Annotated in this window: 29 protein-coding genes and 1 pseudogene; 19 read left to right on the top strand and 11 right to left on the bottom strand. The window is 60.2% G+C overall.

Annotated features, from left to right (window positions below):
- Positions 1-8: 8 nt before the first annotated feature.
- The 8 genes and pseudogenes from AKN84_RS11905 (at position 9) to AKN84_RS48010 (ending at position 3,917) form a co-directional block, all read left to right on the top strand.
- Positions 9-212 carry a hypothetical protein gene (locus AKN84_RS11905; protein ID WP_050420898.1) on the top strand — a complete coding sequence of 68 codons (204 nt, stop codon included), beginning with the start codon at positions 9-11 and terminating at the stop codon, positions 210-212.
- Between the two features lie 83 nt (positions 213-295).
- Entirely contained in the window at positions 296-856 is a 561-nt protein-coding gene (locus AKN84_RS11900) for a type 1 glutamine amidotransferase domain-containing protein (RefSeq protein ID WP_050420897.1), read from the top strand.
- 9 nt (positions 857-865) lie between these two features.
- A complete protein-coding gene (locus AKN84_RS11895) occupies positions 866-1,195 on the top strand; it encodes a four-helix bundle copper-binding protein (RefSeq protein ID WP_050420896.1) in 330 nt (109 codons plus the stop codon).
- A gap of 95 nt (positions 1,196-1,290) precedes the next feature.
- A pseudogene (locus tag AKN84_RS11890) lies at positions 1,291-1,773 on the top strand (DUF2231 domain-containing protein).
- A gap of 40 nt (positions 1,774-1,813) precedes the next feature.
- A complete protein-coding gene (locus tag AKN84_RS11885; RefSeq protein ID WP_430649904.1) occupies positions 1,814-3,106 on the top strand; it encodes a PQQ-dependent sugar dehydrogenase in 1,293 nt (430 codons plus the stop codon).
- 52 nt (positions 3,107-3,158) lie between these two features.
- The gene (locus AKN84_RS11880; RefSeq protein WP_050420894.1) at positions 3,159-3,503 is read left to right on the top strand and encodes a cupin domain-containing protein; all 345 of its coding nucleotides are present in this window, start codon (positions 3,159-3,161) and stop codon (positions 3,501-3,503) included.
- A 17-nt stretch (positions 3,504-3,520) separates the two neighbouring features.
- A complete protein-coding gene (locus AKN84_RS48015) occupies positions 3,521-3,691 on the top strand; it encodes a hypothetical protein (RefSeq protein ID WP_167351845.1) in 171 nt (56 codons plus the stop codon).
- Between the two features lie 58 nt (positions 3,692-3,749).
- On the top strand, positions 3,750-3,917 hold the full coding sequence (locus AKN84_RS48010; protein ID WP_167351844.1) for a hypothetical protein: 168 nt from the start codon (positions 3,750-3,752) through the stop codon (positions 3,915-3,917).
- Between the two features lie 25 nt (positions 3,918-3,942).
- Here AKN84_RS48010 and AKN84_RS47295 read toward each other — a convergent pair whose 3' ends face one another.
- From AKN84_RS47295 to AKN84_RS11865, 3 genes are all read right to left on the bottom strand, one after another.
- Positions 3,943-4,302, bottom strand: coding sequence for a hypothetical protein (locus tag AKN84_RS47295; RefSeq protein ID WP_050420893.1), 360 nt, complete (start codon positions 4,300-4,302; stop codon positions 3,943-3,945).
- A gap of 106 nt (positions 4,303-4,408) precedes the next feature.
- On the bottom strand, positions 4,409-4,945 hold the full coding sequence (locus tag AKN84_RS11870) for a DUF4142 domain-containing protein (RefSeq protein WP_050420892.1): 537 nt from the start codon (positions 4,943-4,945) through the stop codon (positions 4,409-4,411).
- 11 nt (positions 4,946-4,956) lie between these two features.
- On the bottom strand, positions 4,957-5,445 hold the full coding sequence (locus AKN84_RS11865; RefSeq protein WP_050420891.1) for a YciE/YciF ferroxidase family protein: 489 nt from the start codon (positions 5,443-5,445) through the stop codon (positions 4,957-4,959).
- Positions 5,446-5,621: 176 nt separating this feature from the next.
- Between AKN84_RS11865 and AKN84_RS11860 the strand changes: the two genes are divergently transcribed.
- The 3 genes from AKN84_RS11860 (at position 5,622) to AKN84_RS48900 (ending at position 7,069) form a co-directional block, all read left to right on the top strand.
- Positions 5,622-5,825 carry a CsbD family protein gene (locus tag AKN84_RS11860; RefSeq protein ID WP_050420890.1) on the top strand — a complete coding sequence of 68 codons (204 nt, stop codon included), beginning with the start codon at positions 5,622-5,624 and terminating at the stop codon, positions 5,823-5,825.
- Between the two features lie 111 nt (positions 5,826-5,936).
- Positions 5,937-6,545: a cysteine hydrolase family protein gene (locus tag AKN84_RS11855; RefSeq protein WP_050420889.1), complete on the top strand. Its 609-nt coding sequence runs from the start codon at positions 5,937-5,939 to the stop codon at positions 6,543-6,545.
- Between the two features lie 209 nt (positions 6,546-6,754).
- A complete protein-coding gene (locus tag AKN84_RS48900; protein ID WP_283805506.1) occupies positions 6,755-7,069 on the top strand; it encodes a gluconate 2-dehydrogenase subunit 3 family protein in 315 nt (104 codons plus the stop codon).
- A 141-nt stretch (positions 7,070-7,210) separates the two neighbouring features.
- On the opposite strand, the gene AKN84_RS11850 is transcribed toward AKN84_RS48900, so the two are convergent.
- Positions 7,211-8,902, bottom strand: coding sequence for an alpha-amylase family protein (locus AKN84_RS11850; RefSeq protein ID WP_050420888.1), 1,692 nt, complete (start codon positions 8,900-8,902; stop codon positions 7,211-7,213).
- Positions 8,903-9,039: 137 nt separating this feature from the next.
- Between AKN84_RS11850 and AKN84_RS45065 the strand changes: the two genes are divergently transcribed.
- From AKN84_RS45065 to AKN84_RS45060, 4 genes are all read left to right on the top strand, one after another.
- Complete coding sequence (locus AKN84_RS45065; RefSeq protein WP_283805507.1) at positions 9,040-9,291, top strand: ATP dependent DNA ligase; 252 nt, start codon at positions 9,040-9,042, stop codon at positions 9,289-9,291.
- A gap of 126 nt (positions 9,292-9,417) precedes the next feature.
- Positions 9,418-9,618: a hypothetical protein gene (locus AKN84_RS11845; protein ID WP_050420982.1), complete on the top strand. Its 201-nt coding sequence runs from the start codon at positions 9,418-9,420 to the stop codon at positions 9,616-9,618.
- A gap of 100 nt (positions 9,619-9,718) precedes the next feature.
- Positions 9,719-9,928 (top strand): hypothetical protein, encoded by a 210-nt coding sequence (locus AKN84_RS11840; RefSeq protein ID WP_050420887.1) that lies wholly within the window; start codon positions 9,719-9,721, stop codon positions 9,926-9,928.
- Positions 9,925-10,086 carry a DUF2934 domain-containing protein gene (locus AKN84_RS45060; protein ID WP_128970692.1) on the top strand — a complete coding sequence of 54 codons (162 nt, stop codon included), beginning with the start codon at positions 9,925-9,927 and terminating at the stop codon, positions 10,084-10,086. The genes AKN84_RS11840 and AKN84_RS45060 overlap by 4 nt, the downstream gene beginning before the upstream one ends.
- 285 nt (positions 10,087-10,371) lie before the next feature.
- On the opposite strand, the gene AKN84_RS11830 is transcribed toward AKN84_RS45060, so the two are convergent.
- Positions 10,372-10,605, bottom strand: coding sequence for a hypothetical protein (locus AKN84_RS11830; RefSeq protein WP_050420885.1), 234 nt, complete (start codon positions 10,603-10,605; stop codon positions 10,372-10,374).
- A 302-nt stretch (positions 10,606-10,907) separates the two neighbouring features.
- On the opposite strand from AKN84_RS11830, the gene AKN84_RS11825 reads away from it, so the two are divergent.
- Positions 10,908-11,942 carry a PAS domain S-box protein gene (locus AKN84_RS11825; RefSeq protein ID WP_050420981.1) on the top strand — a complete coding sequence of 345 codons (1,035 nt, stop codon included), beginning with the start codon at positions 10,908-10,910 and terminating at the stop codon, positions 11,940-11,942.
- Positions 11,943-12,241: 299 nt separating this feature from the next.
- Here the strand turns inward: AKN84_RS11825 and AKN84_RS45055 are convergent, their stop codons facing one another.
- The 3 genes from AKN84_RS45055 to AKN84_RS11810 form a co-directional block, all read right to left on the bottom strand.
- Entirely contained in the window at positions 12,242-12,472 is a 231-nt protein-coding gene (locus tag AKN84_RS45055; RefSeq protein ID WP_128970691.1) for a hypothetical protein, read from the bottom strand.
- 1,346 nt (positions 12,473-13,818) lie between these two features.
- Positions 13,819-13,980, bottom strand: a complete 162-nt coding sequence (locus AKN84_RS47290; RefSeq protein WP_157863284.1) for a hypothetical protein — start codon at positions 13,978-13,980, stop codon at positions 13,819-13,821.
- 941 nt (positions 13,981-14,921) lie between these two features.
- Positions 14,922-15,161, bottom strand: coding sequence for a hypothetical protein (locus tag AKN84_RS11810; RefSeq protein WP_244485044.1), 240 nt, complete (start codon positions 15,159-15,161; stop codon positions 14,922-14,924).
- Between the two features lie 369 nt (positions 15,162-15,530).
- Here AKN84_RS11810 and AKN84_RS11805 point away from each other — a divergent pair, with 369 nt between their 5' ends.
- Complete coding sequence (locus AKN84_RS11805; protein WP_050420980.1) at positions 15,531-15,779, top strand: DUF6894 family protein; 249 nt, start codon at positions 15,531-15,533, stop codon at positions 15,777-15,779.
- 890 nt (positions 15,780-16,669) lie between these two features.
- Here AKN84_RS11805 and AKN84_RS45050 read toward each other — a convergent pair.
- Together AKN84_RS45050 and AKN84_RS45045 are read right to left on the bottom strand one after the other, a co-directional pair.
- A complete protein-coding gene (locus tag AKN84_RS45050) occupies positions 16,670-16,849 on the bottom strand; it encodes a hypothetical protein (protein WP_244485043.1) in 180 nt (59 codons plus the stop codon).
- Between the two features lie 399 nt (positions 16,850-17,248).
- A complete protein-coding gene (locus AKN84_RS45045) occupies positions 17,249-18,280 on the bottom strand; it encodes a tyrosine-type recombinase/integrase (protein ID WP_244485042.1) in 1,032 nt (343 codons plus the stop codon).
- 178 nt (positions 18,281-18,458) lie between these two features.
- On the opposite strand from AKN84_RS45045, the gene AKN84_RS47745 reads away from it, so the two are divergent.
- Complete coding sequence (locus AKN84_RS47745; protein WP_162240867.1) at positions 18,459-18,797, top strand: hypothetical protein; 339 nt, start codon at positions 18,459-18,461, stop codon at positions 18,795-18,797.
- Positions 18,798-18,897: 100 nt separating this feature from the next.
- On the opposite strand, the gene AKN84_RS11790 is transcribed toward AKN84_RS47745, so the two are convergent.
- Positions 18,898-19,827, bottom strand: a complete 930-nt coding sequence (locus AKN84_RS11790; protein ID WP_050420879.1) for a helix-turn-helix domain-containing protein — start codon at positions 19,825-19,827, stop codon at positions 18,898-18,900.
- Between the two features lie 518 nt (positions 19,828-20,345).
- Here AKN84_RS11790 and AKN84_RS11785 point away from each other — a divergent pair.
- Positions 20,346-20,987, top strand: a complete 642-nt coding sequence (locus AKN84_RS11785) for a response regulator transcription factor (protein WP_050420878.1) — start codon at positions 20,346-20,348, stop codon at positions 20,985-20,987.
- Positions 20,988-21,017 lie beyond the last annotated feature (30 nt).

Here is a 21,017-nt window from a genome sequence, read left to right as displayed (position 1 = left end):
TAGCCAGAATGGTTCAGATCAGCGTGCTGGAAAAACCGATCGAGCGCATCAAGGAAACCTGCGAGCTGATGGGCATCGCGGACAAGTTCGATCGCGCGCTTCCGGAGCTGGAGACCTTCCTTGAGGAGGAGGTCGCGCAGGGCGAGGTGAGCGAGTCGAAGCTGACCTTCGATGGGCTCTGCTACCTGCGACGGTTGTTGACGGCGGCGTGATGTCTGCCAGGCGGCGCGCCGGGTGACCGCGGCCGTAATGCGCCGATCCAGAACCTTTCAAGCAAGCGCTAATGGAGCCGTCCATGGATTTGAAAGGCAAGAAGATCGCGATCCTCGCAACGAACGGTTTTGAGCAGTCGGAGCTCGAGGTGCCGCGTGATCACTTGAAGAAGGCCGGTGCCACGGTCGATGTGGTGTCGCTTGCCGCGGGCGAGATCAAGGGGTGGGACAAGAAGGATTGGGGGCGCCCGGTCAAGGTCGACAAGACACTCGATCAGGCTACTGCCGGCGATTATGACGCGATCGTGCTGCCCGGCGGGCAGATCAATCCGGACCTGCTGCGGGTCGAGCCCAAGGCGTTGAAGTTCATCAAGGTTATTTTCGACGCCAAGAAGACCGTCGCCGCGGTCTGCCATGCGCCCTGGCTCCTGATCGAAACCGGGATCGCCAGGGGTCGCAAGATGACTTCATACAAGTCGATCAAGACCGATGTCATGAATGCCGGCGCGGCCGGGCAGGATGCCGAGGTTGTCGTGGATCAGGGTGTCGTGACGTCACGAAATCCCGGTGATCTCGAAGCCTTCAGCGCCAAGATCATCGAGGAGGTGAAGGAGGGGCGGCGTCTCAAGCGAAGCGCTGCGTGAGGTACGGTCATGGCATTCTCGGAGGAAATGAACCGATGCGTCGAGACCTGTCTGTCCTGCTACAGGACCTGTCTCGGCACCGCGATGAATCATTGCCTGGTCACCGGCGGCAAGCATGTCGAGCCAAAGCATTTTCGCCTGATGATGGCTTGCGCGGAGATCTGCCGGACCGCGGCTCACTTCATGTTGATCAACACCCCTCATCACAAGCATACCTGCCGCGAATGCGCGGAGATCTGCAGCGAATGCGCCAAGGATTGCGAGCGTGTCGGCGGCATGGACGAGTGCGTGGCGATGTGCCGGGCGTGCGCGGAATCCTGCCGGAAGATGGCGGCCTGACCGCCGGCGTTTTTCTCGCAGAGATCGCGTCAGCCGGTCGCACTTAGGAACATCGATCCGAAGGTGCCGTTGACGGCGTTTCGGAGGCCCGTCAAATGCAAGAGGTCGTCACAGTCACCGCGCATCCGGTCAATCCGGCCTCGACGGCGAGGCGTGGCACGCACCCCATCCATCCGATGCTGGTGCCGTTTCCGATTGCCTGCTTTGTCGGCGCGCTGGTGACGGATATCGCCTATTGGGCGACGGCCGAGATGCAATGGGCCAACTTTTCGGCCTGGCTGCTGTTTGCGGGGCTGATCATGGGCTGCCTTGCCGCGATCGCCGGCCTGATCGACTTCTTGAGCAGCCGTCTGATCCGCGGCCTGCCGTATGCCTAGTTGCACCTGGTCGGCAACGTGATCGTGATGCTGCTCGCGCTGTTCAATGCCTTCATCCACAGCCGTGACGCCTGGACCTCGGTAGTGCCCACCGGGCTGGTGCTGTCGGCATTGACGGTTCTCGTCATGTTGTGCACCGGCTGGCTCGGCTGGGCGATGGTCTATCGATATCGGGTCGGAGTAGCCGGCGATGCGGATTGATCTGACACACAAGACCCCCGGTAAGCTCGCGGTAGGGCTAATGGCTGCGCTGTGCGTGGCCGGCTGCAGCAAGGAGACCGCGCCGGACCCCAAGACCCAGATCGGTGCGCGCCCCGATTTGCCGGCGCTGGAGCAATATCTGGTGCCGCCCATGCACGTCGCCTCCGTGGTCGGATGGAAGCAGGGCGAGAAACCCAGGGTGCCGGACACGCTGCAGATCAATGCGCTCGCCACCGGCCTGCAGCATCCGCGATCCCTCTATGTGCTTCCCAACGGCGATATCCTGGTCGTCGAATCCAAGGCGCCCGGGACCGAGCCGATCAAGCGGCCAAAGGACTTCATCATGAAATGGGTGGAGTCGTGGGCGACTTCCGGCAGCGATACCGGCGAAAGCAATCGCATCACGCTGCTGCGCGATGCGGACGGTGACGGCAAGCCCGAGACGCAGAGCATCTTCCTCGACCATCTCCATTCGCCGTTCGGCGTCGCGCTGGTCGGCAACGATCTGTATGTCGCGAACACCGATGCAATCGTCCGGTACCCCTATCATGAGGGCGAGACCAAGATCAGCGAACCGGGACAGACCCTGACCCAGCTTCCGGGCGGGCCGATCGATCATCACTGGACCAAGAGCCTGGTGGCAAGCCCCGACGGCGCGCTGCTCTATGTCGGCGTCGGCTCCAACAGCAACATCACCGAGAATGGTATCGAGGCGGAGAAGAACCGCGCAGCCATCCTCGAGGTTGACCGCGCCACCGGCCGCTCGCGTATCTTCGCCAGCGGGCTGCGCAGTCCGAACGGCCTGACCTTCGAGCCGCAAAGCCATGCGTTGTGGACGGTCGTCAACGAACGCGACGAGATCGGCCCCAACCTCGTGCCCGACTATCTGACGTCGGTAAAGGATGGCGGCTTCTACGGCTGGCCCTACAGCTATTTCGGCAAGAACGTCGATCCGCGCGTGCAGCCGCCGCGACCGGACCTGGTCGCGAAAGCCACGGTCCCCGACTATGCGTTGAGTTCGCACGTCGCGCCGCTGGGGCTCGCTTTCTACACCGGCGACAAGCTGCCGCCGTCCTATCGCGGTGGTGCCTTCATCGGCGAGCACGGCAGTTGGAACCGGCCGCAGCTCAACGGCTACAAGGTCGTCTATGTGCCGTTTGCCGACGGCCATCCGAACGGACCCACGCAGGACGTCGTGACCGGATTTCTGAGCGACGATGAAAAGTCCCGCGGCAGGCCGGTGGGATTGGCGATCGACAAGTCGGGTGCGCTGCTGATCGCCGACGATGTCGGCAACACGGTGTGGCGTGTGACCGCCTCCGGCCGGCTCTGACAATCCGTTGGCGTTTCCACCCGCGCGCACAAGCAATTAATTGGAGAACACCATGAGCGACAGCTCGATCAAGAAAGTATCTATCAGCACGTCCCCGAAGGGCGAGATGGGCCAGACCTACCTCGTGTCGGGCAAACGCGTTGCGATGCGGCTCTGGGATCGCGAACAGCCGCAACCAGGTGTTACCGATCGGCGCGACTACGAGACGGTCAGATATGTCATCGGTGGTGCGGCCGAATTGACCCTGGAAGGGCAGACCATCCGTCTGCAGCCGGGCGATTCCTGGCTGGTTCCCGCGGGGGCGGAGCACCGCTATCGCATTCTCGAGCCGTTCACGGCGGTCGAAGCCACTGCGCCACCGGCGCAGGTGCACGGCCGCGACAAGGTTCACTCGTAGAGGCTGACAGTGTCGACATGCTCGAGGAAGAGCTCAGGGAAGCGATCATCGGCGAATTCAAGCGGCAGGCCGCCAACCGGCCGGATGCGCTCCGCGTGCAGGATGGCGGCGAGTTGGCGGTCAGCGGCAAGATCGATCTGGACGCGCTGGTCATGGTGATCGCGGGCTCTGTCGCGGTCGGTCCCTGACGGCGGTGGCTTAGGAACCCATCGCTAGGTCTGCGCTTCTGTTCCTGAGGAGATCGATATGAAACGAAAGCCAAAACCTGTGACGCAGGATTCCGGCCGCTCGAGCGACTGGGGTTCACATGCGCAAACCGACAAGCCCTGGAAGGGCAACGCCGAGAAGGAGCAACGCTCCGGCGACGACAAGAAGCCCGACCTGGAAAAGTGGCATGAGTCGAACACGCAATAATCGGCGAGCAACGGATGGCTGCCTTTCACTTCGCGATCGTCAACGATAAGCGTGTCATCGACCAGACGGGCCAGCCGGTCGACGATCGAGACCAGGCTATTGCGATAGCAAAACGCCTCGCCATCGACCTAGCCGAGACCCGGCAGGCGGAGCCGTGAAATCGGGTCGGGTAGCTAGAGTTGCGCGTGCTGGGTCGTCGGCCGACCGCATAGATCAGCGTCAGGGTGATCTGCGAGAAGCCAAAGGCCTTCTGATAGATCAGGTACAGCGGCGTGATCAGGGTGCTGAGGCCGAAGGCTGTGGCAACCAGCATCCCCACCGCTGCGAGCGCAGCAGTATTCCGAAATTCCAGCGGATGGGTGCGCAGGGCGGCGAAGTGCGCCATTCGAATTGCCTCATGACGCCGGAATAGCGGGGCAATCCGTGATCGGAGCGTTCGTTCCAGGCGACGTCGCCGGCAACCGGATCGGTCGGCTGCCGGCGGTCGATGGCTACTTGTGGTTCTTGTCGAGGTCCTGCGCCATTGCGAGATGGTGCATAAGCGCGAGCAGGGTCTTATCAGCCCAGTCCTTGAGCTTCGGATCCTCGCCGCCCTTGGCGTAGCGCTCGAACACCGAGACCGCGTCCTTGTGGGCGCTGACCTGCATCGGATCGTATTCGCTGGCGAAATCGTCTACCTTGGTGTTGCGCAGCACGTCGAGCTTCTTCTGGGAGCTCTCGTCGAGGCCATTCGGCAACGCAGCCTTCATCTCGCCGGTGACCATCTCCTTCAATTCAGTGGAGGTCTTGGTGTGGTCGGTCACCATCTGATCGGCGAATTTCTTCTCCGCGGCATTGCCTTTCTGCTGGGCGATCTTGGCCGCCTCGATCTCCAGCATGTCGCTGGTTGCGGCTTCCTTGACGAAGTCTTCGGTCTTCGGCGCGACGCCAAGCACTGAATTAACGCCGGTCTTCTCACCCACGGACTGGGCCAGTGCCGGAGAAATCACCCCGCAGGCGATCGCGATCACCAGAATGGTTCGCTTCATCACGTATCTCCTCAGGCTGCCTCGGCATTGATAGCGCTGACCGCGAGCTTGGTCAGGGTCTCGTCGGTCTTCTTCTCCTCGGCCAATGTTTGGTCGATGAGCTTGACGGCGTCCTTCATGCTGAGCCGGGCCGCCCAGGCCTTCAATGTGCCGTAACGGGCGATCTCGTAGTGCTCGACCGCCTGGGCCGCCGATAGCAGGCCCGCGTCGAGCGCCGGCGTGCCGGCGTACTCCTCCATGATCTCCTTGCCTTCGTCGATGATCCCCTCGATGGCATCGCATTTCTTGCCGCGCGCCGGCTTGCCCATCAGATCGAAGATCTGCTCGAGCCGCTCGATCTGGCCTTCGGTTTCGTCGTGATGCTTTTCAAAGGCTGCTCGCAGATCGTCGGAGCCAGCGGCCTTGGCCATCCGTGGCAACGTCTTGAGGATCTGCTTTTCGGCGTAGTAGATGTCCTTGAGGGTATCGAGGAAGAGGGCGCTGAGGTCTTTCTCCGGCATGGGCTGGCTCCGTAACTGCGGGTTGATACGCACCCACAACCTGCTTTCGGGCGCCTCGTTCCTATCTGCGTTGGCGCGTCGGTGATCGGCGATTGCGTGGCTTTGCCGCAAGGCCCTCAAGGAACGAAGTGTCGGCGCAGCCGTTGGAGGGGCTCATCTTTCAACGGAGAACCGCGATGGATTGGAATCGTGTCGAAGGCAACTGGAAGCAGATGAAGGGCAAGGTCAAGGAGCAGTGGGGCAAGCTGACCGACGACGACCTCGACGTCATCGCCGGCAAGCAGGACCAGCTCGAAGGCCGTCTCCAGCAGCGCTACGGCTATGCCAAGGATCAGGCCGCAAAAGAAGTCAACGACTGGTACGGTCGCCAGAAGTGGTGACCATACGCACCTCAGGCCTCGCCTCGGCGAGGCCTTTTTGCTTGCGCCGCGCCTGAGCCGGATCGTGAGCCGATTCGCGGCTGTTGATGCCGGTACAAGCAGGTCGGAGCGATGGGACAGCTTCTCAGTCCACCTGGTTTCCATGCGGTGCATCTCTGCGTCGACATGCAGCGGCTATTCGAGCCGGGGGCGCCTTGGGCTACGCCGTGGATGGACCGCGTGCTGCCGCGCATGGTTGAGCTGGCGCGGCACGCCCCTGAGCGCACCGTCTTCACCCGCTTTATTCCACCGCGCTCAAAGTACGACGCGCGCGGGATATGGCGGCCCTATTACGAGAAATGGGAATGCGTAACCCGTGAGCGGCTTGATCCCGGGTTGATCGAGCTGGTGCCCCCGCTCGCCGCCTTTGTGCCGCCGGCGGCCATTATCGACCGTCAGATCTACAACGCATTCGGCAATGGGCGCCTGCAAGCCCATCTGGACGCACATGGAGTGGATACGATCATCGTCTCGGGCGGCGAAACCGATGTTTGCGTGCTCGCCACCGTGCTGGCGGCGATCGACATAGGATACCGGGTCATCATGGCAGAGGACGCGCTTTGCAGTTCTTCAGATCAGAGCCATGACGCGCTGTTGCAGCTTTACGCCCAACGGTTCAGCATTCAAATCGAGGTCGCGTCCACAGCCGACATCCTTCGGATGTGGAGCCTCAACGACTGATGCGGATGCAATCGGTGGAACTTGGAATCCGCATAGTCCGAAGGCATCTTCACGTAACAGCCGCAGCATAGGAACCAGCGAACGGCGCTCACGTTGCCGGAAAATGGCGCGATAGGCCTTTCCATGCGGCGTCGATCATTCCTGCTTTCGCTTGCAGCCTCCTTGGTAAGCACGACCTCGCTGAGCCGGGTGCGCTGATCCACGACCGCGTGCCGTGGGCGCCACACCTGAATTCGGCGCCGGAGATCGAACGCCTGGGTCGATGGCAATTCTTCACCGCTGACGAGGCGCGGGCGATGGAAGCGATCGTCGACCGGATCATCCCGCCCGATCCCGAGACACCGGGCGGCAAGGAAGCCGGTTGCGCCGTGTTCATCGATCGGCAGCTCAGGGGCGGCTATGGCGCCATACACGCTCGGTCCCTACATCAAGGGCGCCAAGGAACAGGGGCCGTAATCGCAGCTCTCGCCATGAGTTGTTTCTCCGTCCGGACCAGACCACCTTCACGTTCCGCAACAAGGTGAGCCAGACAGCGCTGCCGATCCGCAGCTGGGGCGCGTTCATGCCGCCCAATGGGGTCGGGGGCGGTGGCGTGCACTGGAATGCGAAGGCGTCCTCGACCTGCGCGCCAACGAGGGCGTGATCCTGGGGCCGCTTCAGGACGACTAACGTGCTGTGCGCGGCTCGTTGGTGTCAATGTCGCTGCGCTTGAGCAGGTAGTCGAGCCCGCCGACCCGGTACCAGCGATAGCCGTAGGCCTCGATCAGGAGCTTGTGACGCCCGGCATCGTCGGCGCGGCTGTGATCCTCGGTCAGGAGGTTCACGAGAAGATTGCCGGCGTCGTCAGGCAGCCCGACATTGAACGAGACCTCGAGCGGCTTTTCCGCGAAATTATGCACGAACAATACCGAGTTGTTACGCCAGTCGTAACGAATGACCAGTACGGCAGGATTTCGGGTACTAACAACCTTGAAGTCTCCCCAGCCGATCTCGGGGACTTCCTTGCGCATACGGATAATGCGCTCGGTCCAGTTCAGCATCGAATTCGGATCGCGGCGCTGCTTGGCTGCGTTGACGTGTTCATAGCCATAGGGACCCTCGTCGATCACAGGCACACATGGCCGATCGCTCTCGGTAAAGCCGCCGTGCGGCTCGGTCGACCATTGCATCGGCGTGCGTGCGCAAGTGCGCTCCGGCAAGTCGAGATTATCGCCCATGCCGAGCTCATCGCCGTAGCGGATTACGGGCGTGCCGGGAAGCGTGCACATCAGACTGTAAGCGAGCTCCAGGCGCCGCCTGTCGCCGCCCAGCATGGGCGCAAGGCGCCGACGGATGCCGCGGTCGTAGAGTTGCATGCTCTTGTCCGGACCGAATGCCTTGAAGACCGTCTCGCGCTGCGCCTTGGTGAGGCGGCCGAGGTCGAGCTCGTCGTGATTGCGCAAGAACAGGCCCCATTGCGCGGTCGCGGGCCGTGGCTTGGTCGCCGTCAGTGCCTTCGCCAGCGGTTTTGTGTCGGCCGATGCCAGCGCGTAAAACAGATGTTGATTGACGTGGAAGTTGAACATCATCTGCATGCGGTCGCCGTCGCGCCCGAAATACTCCATATCCGTCTCGGGCGGCACGTTGGCTTCGGCGAGGATGATCGCGTTGCCCTGACGCCATTGCAGGAATTCGCGAAACGATCGCAGCATGTCATATTGCTCGACCGGCTTGCGCACCGATGTGCCCTTGGTCGCGATCACGAAAGGCACGGCGTCCATGCGGAAGCCCGAGACGCCGAGCTGGATCCAGAACCCCATGATCTTGAGGATCTCGGCCTGCACGTGCGGGTTCGATGTGTTGAGGTCCGGCTGGAAATCGTAGAAGCGATGAAAGTACCAGGCGCCCGCCTGCTTGTCGCGCGTCCAGGTCGTTTTCTGAACGCCGGGAAACACCATGCCCGTGTTGGCGTTGGCCGGCTTGCTGTCCGACCAGACATACCAGTCGCGGAAGGGCGAGTCCTTCGAGCTCCGTGCCGACTTGAACCAGGCGTGTTGATCCGAGGTGTGATTGACGACGAGGTCAATGATCACGCGAATGCCGCGTTGCTGGCAGCCATGGGTGAATTCGACAAAATCGCCCAGCGTGCCGTAGCGCGGGTCGACGCCGTAATAGTCCGAAATGTCGTAGCCGCCGTCTCTGTTGGGCGAAGTCTGAAATGGCATCAACCAGATCGTGGTGATGCCGAGCCCGTCCAGGTAATCCAGACGCCGCAGCAGGCCGTTGAAATCGCCGACTCCATCGCCGTTGGCATCCATGTAGGTGCCAACGGACAGGCAATAGATCACGCCATTCTTGTACCAGAGGTCGTCGATCACGAGGCTATATCCTCTTCGGCGAGGGCCGGAAGATAAGCGGCGAGCCGGCGACGGGTTCCTGCCCAGAGCGTCATCCCGCAAGCTGCGGGACGACACTCCAGGCAAGGAAGTAGCGTCGCCTTGAGGGCACAGGCTCCATCGGTACACTTGCCGCGCATAACCTGGTCTACATGGGCAAGGTCGGGACGGGCTGGAATCGAACGACATCCAGCAAAATCCGCAAAGCACTAGACAGCATAGTTAGTCCAAAGAGCAAATTGAGTAAGCCGCTCAGGAAATCGAAGGCAACGTGGGTTGAGCCTGTTTTTACAGCGGAAATCGAATACCGCGACATAACGTCCGAGGGCTTGCTGCGCGCGAGCTCGTCAAGGGAAATTTCAAGAAAGTAACATACGTTGTAGAAAGTATCGTGTACCGATATTACGTTTTATCCATCATCGTGCGGCCAAGGGTAACTTCCGGTGATGAGAACGCCCATCACAGCGCTCCCGCCATACACAAGCAGGGAGCACGCCATGAAGAAACGGCGTCGGTTCAAACAAACAGAAACGCTTCAGGAGCGGCTCAGGAAGTTCGCGGCCGATAGCCGTGAACAAGCCAGTCAGATGCCGCCAGGTGCTGAGCGAGACCAGCTCGTGAAGAAGGCCCGGCAGGCTGATACGGCAGCCCACCTTGGTGAGTGGATGAGTTCACCGGGACTACAGTCGCCGAAATAGGGCTTGGAGGAATCTCCTCCCTCCAGGTTCTCAGGGCCCCCGTATCCGGCGGGGGCCCTTTGCTTTAGGAACGGCGCCTTTTAAGCCGCGTTCTAAACTCATGAGTGAAGTACATATCCTCGTGGAAGAGTCTGTGCAGATCGCTTGGGATTTCCTCGAACGCTCTGGCGAGATCATCAACGGCTACGAGACCAGCCAATTTCTTGTGAGTATTGTTGGCCGAATGGCTCTCGCTGGGGAACGACGCAAGCTGATGTTGGCGAACCGCGCCATCGACTTCTATCGGGCGACCAGGCGAGAGGCCGCATGAACAAACGCATTGACGAGGCCGTTGCCGCCCGCGCCTACGAGCTATGGGAGAAAGCGGGAAAACCGGAAGGACGAGACCAAGAGTTTTGGCACTTGGCCGAGCAGGATCTATTGAACGAGGATAAGTCCTCGCCGCTGCGGACCCCCGACACGCTGTGATCAACCCCAACTGCCCCGTTTGCCATGGTCTCGGCTGGGTGTGCGAAAGCCATCCGCACCTGGCCTGGACTGCCGACCCCGGCGGATACCGATGCGGCGCCGGCATGCCCTGCGCTTGCAATCGGTCGGACGAGATTGACGCGGGCATCGAGGCGCCTGATGTTGGCCACGTGGTGGACAGCGAGGCACCGAACAAGCATTAGCGGCTTGCGCCCGAGACGCCATCCGTTCTTCCATCAAACCATTCAATAGCTTGAACCCCCATCACTCAGCGGCTTTATCCGGTCAGCTGATCTTGTGCACGTCTCCAGGCTGAAGATTGAGTTCCTCGAGCAGTTTCTGCTGCTCTGACGTCACGCTGATATCCAGAACTTCGGCAGTCCAACCTTCCGGAACGGAAGCGAGTATCAACGTAATCGCTTGACGCGGCTTGGCGCGCGCAATCCAGATTTGCGTCGCCCTTGTGTCGTCTGCAGACACTTCGACGACCGTGAACTTGTTGCCGAACGACTCTGCCATGCCCTCCAATTCGGAGGCCCGACGCTGGTTGCTATCATCTTCAAGATAAATGTACTTAGCCGGGCTAGGCTCCTCGCGCAGAAATCCTTAACGATTCGAAAGCCTTGATGTTTTGACAAATGTCCAGAGCGCCTTCGTCGGATAAACCCTAATTGATGCCTCACCGTCCTTCGCAGATGCGCGCCGCACGGACTTGCCCGAAGTTGGGCGCAGACCGGAGTGTCAACTGAGTTTAAACCGGAGCTGTCACCCGAGCCATCGCAGCCTGTGTGTTTGGTGCTATGATTAGGGCACCAACGGCAGTGCAGCATCTTTTGGGGATTCTTTTGGCGTCTAAAAACAAGTCGGGACTTCAACCACAGCCTCTTGTCAGCGAGCGGCCTCTGGAACGCGCCGAGCGCTTGGCCAATCTGCTGGCCTCCATAGTTGAGACCAGCGACGACGCGATTATAAGCAAGAATCTAGATGGCATCATTACAAGCTGGAATAAGGCAGCCGAGCGCATCTTCGGATATGCGGCAACCGAGGCGATTGGGCAGCCCATTACACTCCTGATCCCGGAGGATCGGCTCAGCGAAGAACGGGAGATTCTAACCCGAATCCGACGAGGTGAGCGCATCGACCATTTTGAGACCGTCCGGCGCCGTCGGGATGGCAGCTCAATTGTCGTTTCGCTGACTGTTTCTCCTGTCAAAGATGCCCACGGCAACATAGTCGGCGCATCAAAGATCGCCAGAGATATCACCCAGCAGAAACGCAATCAGGAGCATATTAGCATTTTGGCGCGCGAGGCGGAGCACCGAAGCAAGAACATCCTCTCAAACGTACAGGCAATCATCAATCTTTCTCAATCCGATACCGCGGAGGGTCTGAAGGAAGCAATCAGCGGGCGCATCCAAGCGATGGCAAATGTTCATTCGCTGTTTGTTGAGACGCGGTGGATAGGAGCCGAAGTCTCGGCGATCGCCAAGCAAGAGTTTGCTCCTTATCTCGAAGAGGGTGACGAGAAGCGGATTGTGATGGACGGTTTGCAAACCATGTTAGAGCCCGCCGCTGCGCAGGCGATCGCGGTGGTTCTGCATGAACTCGCTACCAATGCCACAAAATATGGAGCGCTATCTATCGCGAGTGGACGGATAGAATTGGCCTGGTCGCAGACCGAGGATAGACGGTTGACGCTCCGCTGGACTGAAATGGGCGGACCGCGGATAAATGCGCCTCGGCGCAAGGGATTTGGTAGCCGCCTCATCGAAGGAACGATCAGCCCGCTTGGCGGGAAGGTGCTCTTCGAGTGGCGCGCGGAGGGGCTCGTTTGCGAAATCGTCCTTCCGACATGAAATCCAATCGAACTGGGCTTCCTGCTCTCACCTGACGCTGCGGCAGCTCATCATGCTTAAGCCGATTTGCGGCCTGGCAAAGCCACACACCTGATGCGAAAGCAGATGGCGAGCGATACACTTCGGCGGCTTAGGTTGTCATCCGCGAGGAGAGCGCTGTCGCTTGGTTGCTAGGCCGCGCGCCTCAGGTGTTTGCGCGAAGTACACGCGCGGTCGTTGAAGGGCCGCCCAAAGTCGCACTCGATGGCGACCGGTGTTGCGGAGCCCGTCGGCTCATGACCCATCGCCAGTGCATGCGCTCACCAATCGAATCGTACCAAATATCGCTGCTTCAGCCTGTTTGTGGTGGCTGTTGCAGCTTCGTGGATGCGGTCGTTGTCGGCGCCATCACGAACGACCGCCACGAGGGTCCAGTCCGTGTCGGTCGGTTCAATTTCGATATGGCAGACGTATTCTCCGCCGGGCAGGCTGCGGATTTCTCGCAACGCGATGAGCTCAAGGTCCTTGGGGCATATCATCGTTATGGGCACCGGAGTGCTCCTGGCCTTCCAGCGCAGAGTCAACGCGCACCGTGCGGTGCCGTTCCTAGGCTGACGGCCGAGCGCGAAATGGGGTCGTCCGATGCCCCCAAAACAATAGCACGCCATTCTGAAGGTCGCCATCAGGCGTGCGATCGTCGTCTTAGATGCGCTCGGCGACAGCAAGATGCGATGACTGAACGTCTCGCAGGTCTGGAGCGGGGCAACCGAGGATGCGACGCTAGCTTACGGCTACAATGAAAGCCATGTCCGATCGTGCCAACCGCTCGAGAGATCGCCCAGGCCGAGATCGTCGCCGATTGGCCGGCGTGGCTCGGGCACCCCACGATGGCCGGAGCGGGCGCCGCGGTTGGCGGCGTCGGCTGGATGAAGGACGATGGCAGCATAAGGCGGCTCGCTTCGAGGGGCGCCGATGATCGATCCTGCCGACTACACCAAGCCTGTTCGCGATCTTCTGCGGAAGCGCGAGTATGCCGCGGTCTATGTGTGGCGCCCTCGGCGGTCGGGATCCCCCTACGGAGATGAGCCGGGTCGGGCAGACGCGAACGCTGCATCCCCGCTTAGGATCGAGCACGCTTTGAAGAATCGGACCTCTCGTCCGGAATGCATGCACTTCGGACAGGTCTTCTCTTTCGGAGCGTTGTCGGGCATTGGATCGGCCTCTCATTTCGACGACTAAGCCAGCCGAATGTTCTCCGAGTTTAATGAGGCATGTCCTCTCGCTGGAGATCTGGCTGTTGACCTGCGGGCGCGATCCGGCTGCAACAAAATTGGTACAGAACGTGATACGCTTAAGCGCCAAAACTCACCTGCGTTATTTTCGGAACATATATTTCCGGGTTTCATCGCCAAACGGGCAGGTGATTTTCATTTCCTAGTTTTTCAGCCCTAGCACGGTCCCGCTGGCTACGATGCTCCAGCGGTTGCCGTTGAATCTGGAGGCTCCAGCCACAGTCCCCTCGCTGGAGCCTTTTCTTTGCGGAACGAGGGGCGACCAGCGCGGTTGAAGTCTCGCTCTAACGAGGAGTGGGACAAAGGTGGCTTCAGCGCGTTTCCAAGGCGGTGGGGCCGACTTCTTTTTGCGAGTCCGCAACAGAACGCCGACCGCTTAAAACACTTGCGGTCGGCGTTGACTCTAGCCCCAGGAAGGAAGGTGCAAAATCCTGACGCTATGAGGACGCGGAAGCGGGTCGAAGGTTCATGCCCAACAGCATCGCTGAGTGGGTAGCTCGAAGGGATTACGCAAACAGGTCTTTGCTGACCGGCAGCATCCGCACGAACGTCCCGCTCTCGTGGTACTCTAGCCAGCAGTGATCTTTCGCGTACTGGAGGCCGACTTAGTATTCGTCCAGCGTCGCCGTTCCTGGTGGATCATCGGGCAGTTGATCTTCGCGATCGATCGGCAAATGATTGAAACGGATGCGCCGCAAAAGATGGGCACCTGAAGAAATCGAACGCCTGAAATCTATGGTCGCTGCCTGAGTCAGCGCGAACCGCATCGCAGTTGTGCTGAAGCGTCCTCTCAACTCCATTTTCGGCCGCGCCCGCGGCCTTGGCCTTCGCCTCCCGACAATGACCGAAGAACGGAAACGAGTGAGGACCTTGCTTAAGCAGGACGATCCGCACCATCGTTAGCAATCAGCACGAGACCACCTTCGTTAGGAACGACGCCACGTGGCCTGGCTTGGATTCTGCGCATGGTCCGGCCCCGGGGCCATCGGCGTTTCTTTCCAGACTTGAGCGGCTCCAGCCCTGACAGACTGGAGCCGTTTCTTTGGGCCGTTTCAATTTACACACCGAAAACGATTATCAGCAGCAGGATGGTAATCGCGATCGAGACCGATCCAACGACGATATGGACTGTGTCTGGGGTTCCACGCTCTGTTCGTTCGAGTGCCCGCTCCTACGCCTGTCTCCGTGGTCCGGTACCGGCTTGGCGCCGAAGGACGCCGGATCGTCGGCGATGTAGTCGAACACCTCGCCGTGGCGGAGATTCAGCTTCTCATGGATCAGGGCCCAATGCGCACCATCGGGCAGGTCCAGCGCGTCGACCTCCCAGATGACCTCGCGTACACGTTCCTTGGACGGGCGGCCCATCCCCGCATGATCGGCGGCTTCTTGAAATCACAAATGTGAATCGGCCGATCTATTCACTTAGGTTAATTGTCTGGCTCAGCTTTGATTCGATCATCCCGGCACCGGGTAGGGCGATTTCATTTAAGGACATCCTTTTTAGGCCCGGGGGGCTCGCCCAATTAGCGACAGCGGCGGCTCGGCGACCTCGGAATGGAAACGGCCTCAGCACCACCTCCAAGGGTGCTGGCCGTTTCTCTTTTGGTTATGCTCCAAGGAACCAAACGGCTGAGCACTGGTTTTGGTGTGAGGTAATTATGGCACTCGGCCTCGGCGCGGTTGACCGCGCTGAGGCCATTTCTGGATATCAGGAGCGCCTTTTGCCGATCTCAGTTCGCTGGTTCGACAGCAACTCCGCTAAATTCTCAGCTTGTTCTTTGGTCAGCTTCTCTGCGAAGGGACCGTCTTTCCGTATTTGAGCTGGACCTTTGAGTTCGCTGTCGTAGACCATCCAATCAGTGCTTCCTCTTCGAACGAGAAACCGGCCTCGCATCGGGCGTCCAATAAGTTCCATTGCAATCACCATCTGTAAAAACCAGCCCAGCAAGCGGCCCCAACCTGGGGGCCGCCAACCCGGGTGCTACGGGTTTTCTTCTGGCAGTCGGGGGGCTCTTGCTGACCAGAAGCGTCAATTAGATGCTTCCGTCCCCTCGATGGTTCCTCGCATGCCGCACGCATTTAGGATCTGCCGGTGAGTCATCCTCACGAATGTCCCACTCTCGTGGGACTCGAGCCAGCCCTAGTCCTTAGCGTACTCGAAGCCGGGCCGAACACTCGGCCGGTCTCGCCTTGTCCTCCTAAAGCATCGGATCTGATCTTCTCGTGCTGGTCGAGATAAGCCACTCGCCATTTCAAAACAGACCTGGGAACGCACCCCGCCTTTTTGCTTTGGGCTTTTCGGAAGAGCGAGTGTCTGATGCCCAGATACTATTTCGACCTCAAAGATAGCCACGGAATTACGGTCGACGAGGAAGGCATGGAACTCCGAGACTTTGAGGCCGCGCAGAATGAAGCCGGGCGAGCTTTAGGGAGTATGGCCCGGGATGCCGCGTCCTCGGTCATCCGCAGCGGGATCGAACAGATGGAAATCGGTGTCCGCGACGAAGCTGGCCCGCTGATGGCCGTTCGCTTTCTGTTTGAGGTCAGCCGGGACAGGAAGCGCTAACGACCGGCGGCTCTAAGTCCAGTCTCAGTTAGGACACTCGCGCTGTAGAACTAGGGCACCGTTGCCATCCGCTATGCGAGAAAGTTGGAGAGCGCGCAGTATCGAAGCTGCCGACAATAAGAAGATCGGCGGATCAAATGATGGCCCAGCACCGGCCTCTAGGCCCCCAGAGGTGCTGGTGTCGTTTCCTTTGGCGCGGTTAGGAACGAACGTGGCCGAAGCTTGTTTGTCTGACGAATGCGGCAATCATCAGCCCCCCGAACCGCATTCGGACAGTATGAACGGAAGGCCCACGGCCCCAGCGTTTTCCCCAACGCTGGGGCATTTTCGTTCGTGGAACAATTCACAATTATCGCAGTTTAAGATTCGGTACGACGAGGAGTGGGACTAACATATCGGCCTCAGTGCTCTCCCCGGGGGCACTGGGGCCGGTTATCTGAGGCGAGACCGCCCGTGTTCAGACAGGATCACTGGGACGCAGTGGACTATAGCTTCCTTGGCCTTGCCGGCGCTTCGTTCATCGCACTCATCATTAGCATCGGATGGCTGTTGATGGGCTGATGGACTTCCGGCAGCAGTCTAGCTCGCGAGAGGTAAGCTCAACAATTAAGTTTGGGTCTGCGGAGGCTGCGGCCTGATTTCCGGCGGGCAGAGCGCGAGATTGGCGGGCGAGGGGAGTGATGGAGTGTCCTGCCAAGAGTGGCAACGCGCGGCTAACGGAAATACGTGAGTCCTCCCGCCACGACCGCTAGGACGAAGGCCAAAACGGCAGCCGCAACGATCCAGGGCATGTCGCGGCGTTCTGGTGGGGTCATCGGAAAATCCTTGTGCACTACGGATGCAGAAGCGAAAGCAGCCGTTGACGGTGCTGCTCGCGGTCGAGCTGATTTTTACGCATCGCCTCCAGCTCGGCTTGCGCCCTCGGAGTGTCTTCTTTCCGCCGCTTCAATTCGAATAAATTTCCGCCGCTTCAATTCGAATAAAAGCGCCTCGAGGTCCGCAAGACGCTTTTCGCCTTCAACCACATCGAGCTCTTGTCGCAGCTCGTCCATGATCGCGTCTTTGTACATTGTCTAATTCGTGCGCCTTACCATAACGCTTTCCGACCGGACGCGCTCCACTCTTGGCTTCCCGGGCCAAGCGCTCCGCTTCAGCCTTTCGCTGTTTTCGTGGAATGCTTTTTGCGCTTTGGCGTGGTCACTCAATGCTTCCTTCGCTTCCGCCTTCCGCGCCTACAGGCGATCTCCTCCGCTCTCGCATATTGATCATTGCCGAACCTCATCTTCGGGCTCGACTTGTTCAACGCCCGGGACTGTTGTTTGATCCTACGAGGCTCCTTTGGTCTTAGGTTAGGCGAACAGGTCTTTGCCGCGATTTGCCGCTTCCGACTAAGGGGGCCGAAAAGCGCCGTCCCTTCGTAAGTCCCAGATAGGAGCAACCGACCCCGCCCCCTCGCCGGCTAGCTTGAACTAGGAATGAACCCCGGCTGCCCCGTGGAAGAAATCCGGACGAGAGCCGGCGCCGGCACGCCCCGGCTTTTGGGCTGGTAAGGCCGCGACGTGTTCTGCCCAGCGTTCGAGCGCCTCGCGCAATCTCGGCCGCGTACGGCGCGCGGTTATATACACCAGCAACGCCCGCCCGGTGGCCGCTGACGTGGTTTGGATCGCCTCCACGATGTGTGGCAACACGCCAAGCCGGTCGGCCATCACAGTGGACGCCGATCTGCGAAGATCGTGAACGGTCCAATGGGGTAGGGGTTCGCCCAAGGCTTCCGCAATGCGCGCATCAAGTGCCGACTTCGACTTTGACCAGCCGGAGAATCCGCGATGCGGGTCACCGCTGCGTCGGGGTCCGTCACCAAAGTGGAAGTCTCGGCCATCTCGGCGGAGTGGGACTAGGGCCAAGGCGGCGGGAACCAATGGCAGCAAGTGCTCGCCATGGTTCTTGGTTCGGGTGGCTGGCAGCGTGCAGAGTCCCGAATTAGTATCAAGCTCGGCCCATTGCATACTGCCTACTTCATCACGACGTAGGGCTGTGAGTAGCAACAGGCGCACGATGCGTCCGTAATCGTCATCGCCACAGGCCTGCCAAATGGCTGATAGCTCCGTCTCCGTGAGGACCCGTTCGCGGCTTCTCGACTGCGCGGGTCGATTGGTGCCGAGAACCGGGTACGCGGCAATGTCGAGGCCCTCGCGTATTGCCCAGTTGAACATTGAGGACAGGACTGTCCGAGCGCGGGCCGCTGAGACCGCTCCGTGAACTGAGACGATGTCAGCGATACGAGCCGAGATATGACGGCGGGTGATTTGGAAAACCGAGACCGGATGCAGGGGTTTCCAGCTGACCAACAAGTAGCGTTCGACTTCCGAATAGGTTCGGGGCTTCAGCCTTTCTTCATTCGGGAGATATTGATCCGCGATTACCGAAAGTGTGTCGGCCGCCTGCAGGCGTGCCTTGGCTTTCTCGTCCGCGGGGTCTCTGCCGTTGGCAACAAGGCCCAAGAGCCGCTTGGCTTCCTTGCGTGCCAGCTCGGGTGTCCACGCGCGCCGTGAGGACCGATCGTGACGAAGCGCTGCCGACCGCGCTATGTAGTGCCGCGCGGTGTCGGGTCGAAGGGGCGCCACGGCAAAGCAGCGCGAGCGCCGCCAACAGCCCGATGCCGATGATCATGTGGAGGGCGTGGATCGCAGTCGCGATGAAGTAGAAAATGAAGAACAGCTGGACGCCGTTGGCGAGGTCCCCTGTGAAGCGGAAATCGATGCCCGGCACGAGATGTTCCTCGTACTCCCCGTGATACTCGATGCCCTTCAGCGCGATGAAGGCAAGCCCGAGGCAGATCGCGGCGGCAAGCAGCCCAGCGGTCAACCTGCGCGTTTCCGCCGCGAAGATCTCGACCGCCCAGGCGACCAGGAAGCTGGAGGTGAGCAGGATCGCGGTGTTCGCCGTTCCGATCACGATCTCGGTGTGCCGGCTCCCCGTGGCAAAGCCCTGCGGATAGGCGTGCCGGGGGCGTCTTAATAGGAATTGGTGCTGCTCGCCGGGATTATCGTCATGAGGGTCGGCCTAGCCATGCATACGTTGCGTTGTGTAGGTCGCAGACCGTCTTGCGTAACCCGGATTACCCGTCACTTTCCGACGCGCCTCGCACTCCTCGGCGCCATGCTCCCGGACTGACGCCGACCATTGCTGAAAATACCCTCGTAAAGTGGCTCTGATTGGCGAACCCAGCCGATTTCGCAACCTCGGACAGCGGCAGATCGCGGATGGTCATCAACTGCTCGGCCGTCTTCACCCGCCGGCGAAGTAGCCATCTATGCGGCGGCAGGCCAGTGGAGATTCGGAACGCCCGCGAGAAATGATCGACCGAAAGATCAAACTCAGCTGCGATCTGCCGTAAAGGAGTTTTTCCGGCGAGATCGGCATCGAGCATATCGCAAGCGCGGTCTAACTGCCACGGAGCGAGGCCGCCGCGGATCGTCTTGGCGCGACGCCGAAGGCCACCGTAGGTTTGAGCGACGTGCGCAGTAAGTGCGTGCAACATGTGGTCGACGAAAAGCTGGTTGGTCTCGTCCGCTCGACGCAAAGCTTCAACGAGCGACGCGCCGAGATTACGGACGACTGCGTCGTCGTGGCCTATACCGGGCGCATAGGCAAGCTCGCCAATGCGCGGTGCGCCGGCCTGCCTCGCAATGTCGTCAAGGGCTGAGCGCGGAAGATAGAAAAAGAGGGAGTGAAACGGCTTGTCGATGACATAGCGCGGATCTCGCTTCAAATCGTAGAGATAGGTCGCGCCGGCGTGGACATTCGTCTTGGTAACGCATCGGCCCCGCTCCCAGCACTCGCAGTCCGGATAATCACGAAATTTGAGGCTGACGAGGTAGGCGTCTTCTGAGGGCAGCGAACCGGAAAGGCTCGGCACCGGGTTGTCATTTCGGGTTTCGGTCACCGCCAGCTCGGAACTGCGCAGCGTACGTGCAATCAGCGAAGGTGCGTTCTTCGCCTGCAGGGGTCGTCCGAGCCTCGATCCGTAGACGCCGGCCTGTGCCATTTGAGTTGATCCGGAAGGTTAGACCGCAGGCGCTGATCGCCCTGCGAATTTTGCGGTGCATTATCGGAAATAGGCAAGCGGCTGTCCACGGCGACCCGGCGATGCGCAACTTTTCGTGAGGGCAAATCGTCGCGCAATTCGTAACGGATTCCGAAGCAATTTCAATAGGGTTGACCCAATCAACTGCCGCTAGGAACTTGGGGTGGAATCGGAGCGCAGGTCGCCACTATTCGCAAGCACACGTGATCCCGTGACCCGTGGTCGCACGGTCCTCGTTTGGCACGGAATGAGGCAAGACATGACGGCTTTGGGAAAGACGCGGGCGCCCTGCGAGCCCTAGAAACAAGCCGCAGAAGCCAAGTGACCGTGACGGCCGTGTCATGACATGGACCTTTACGGGCATTTGCCGAAGAAGCAGCGAAAGACCGCGGGGTAGAAGCGATCAGGAGGCCACGCAAATGCTTAGGGCAACCGTATCCACGGGCTCGCAGCCTTCATCGCACCTAGCGCGCTTACCTATGACTCTCAATACCAAAACTGCAGACCGCCCACTTGCTTTGATCGTAGACGACGATGAGGAGATCCGGTCGGCGCTTCGGGAGCTTTTGCTGTCGGTCGGCATCGACGCGTGCTGCTTTGGCTCGACGCAGGAATTGTTGCGCGCCGATCTTCCGGAGCGCCCCGGCTGCCTGATTCTCGATGTTCGCATGCCGGGAACAAGCGGGCTAGATCTGCAACAGCGTCTGGCATTGAACGGCAACACGAAACCGATCATTTTCCTCACGGGTCATGGCGATATCGCCATGACCGTCCAGGCAATGAAGGCGGGAGCCGTCGACTTCCTGACGAAGCCAGTCAGAGACCAGACGCTCCTCGACGCCGTCGCGGCGGCGATCGAGAAGGATGTCTCGCAAAGAGCCGCGGCCAGGCGCATAGCGCAACACGCCGCCCGCTTCGCAACGCTGACACCGCGCGAACGTGAAGTCCTGGGCGAGGTAGCAAGGGGCCGCCTCAACAAGCAGATCGCCTTTGATCTCGGCATCAGCGAGATCACTGTGAAATTGCATCGCGGCAACGCGACGAGAAAGCTGCAAGCAACGTCCGTCGGAGACTTGATCCGGATTTGGGAAGCACTTCCCGCGGAACTTCGCGGGAGGTAGCTACCCAGCCTACACCAAGGAATAGGTACA

The organism is Bradyrhizobium tropiciagri (assembly GCF_001189845.1).
In the GTDB taxonomy this organism is placed as follows: Bacteria; Pseudomonadota; Alphaproteobacteria; order Rhizobiales; family Xanthobacteraceae; genus Bradyrhizobium; species Bradyrhizobium tropiciagri.
This window is presented reverse-complemented; position numbering and strand designations above follow the sequence as displayed.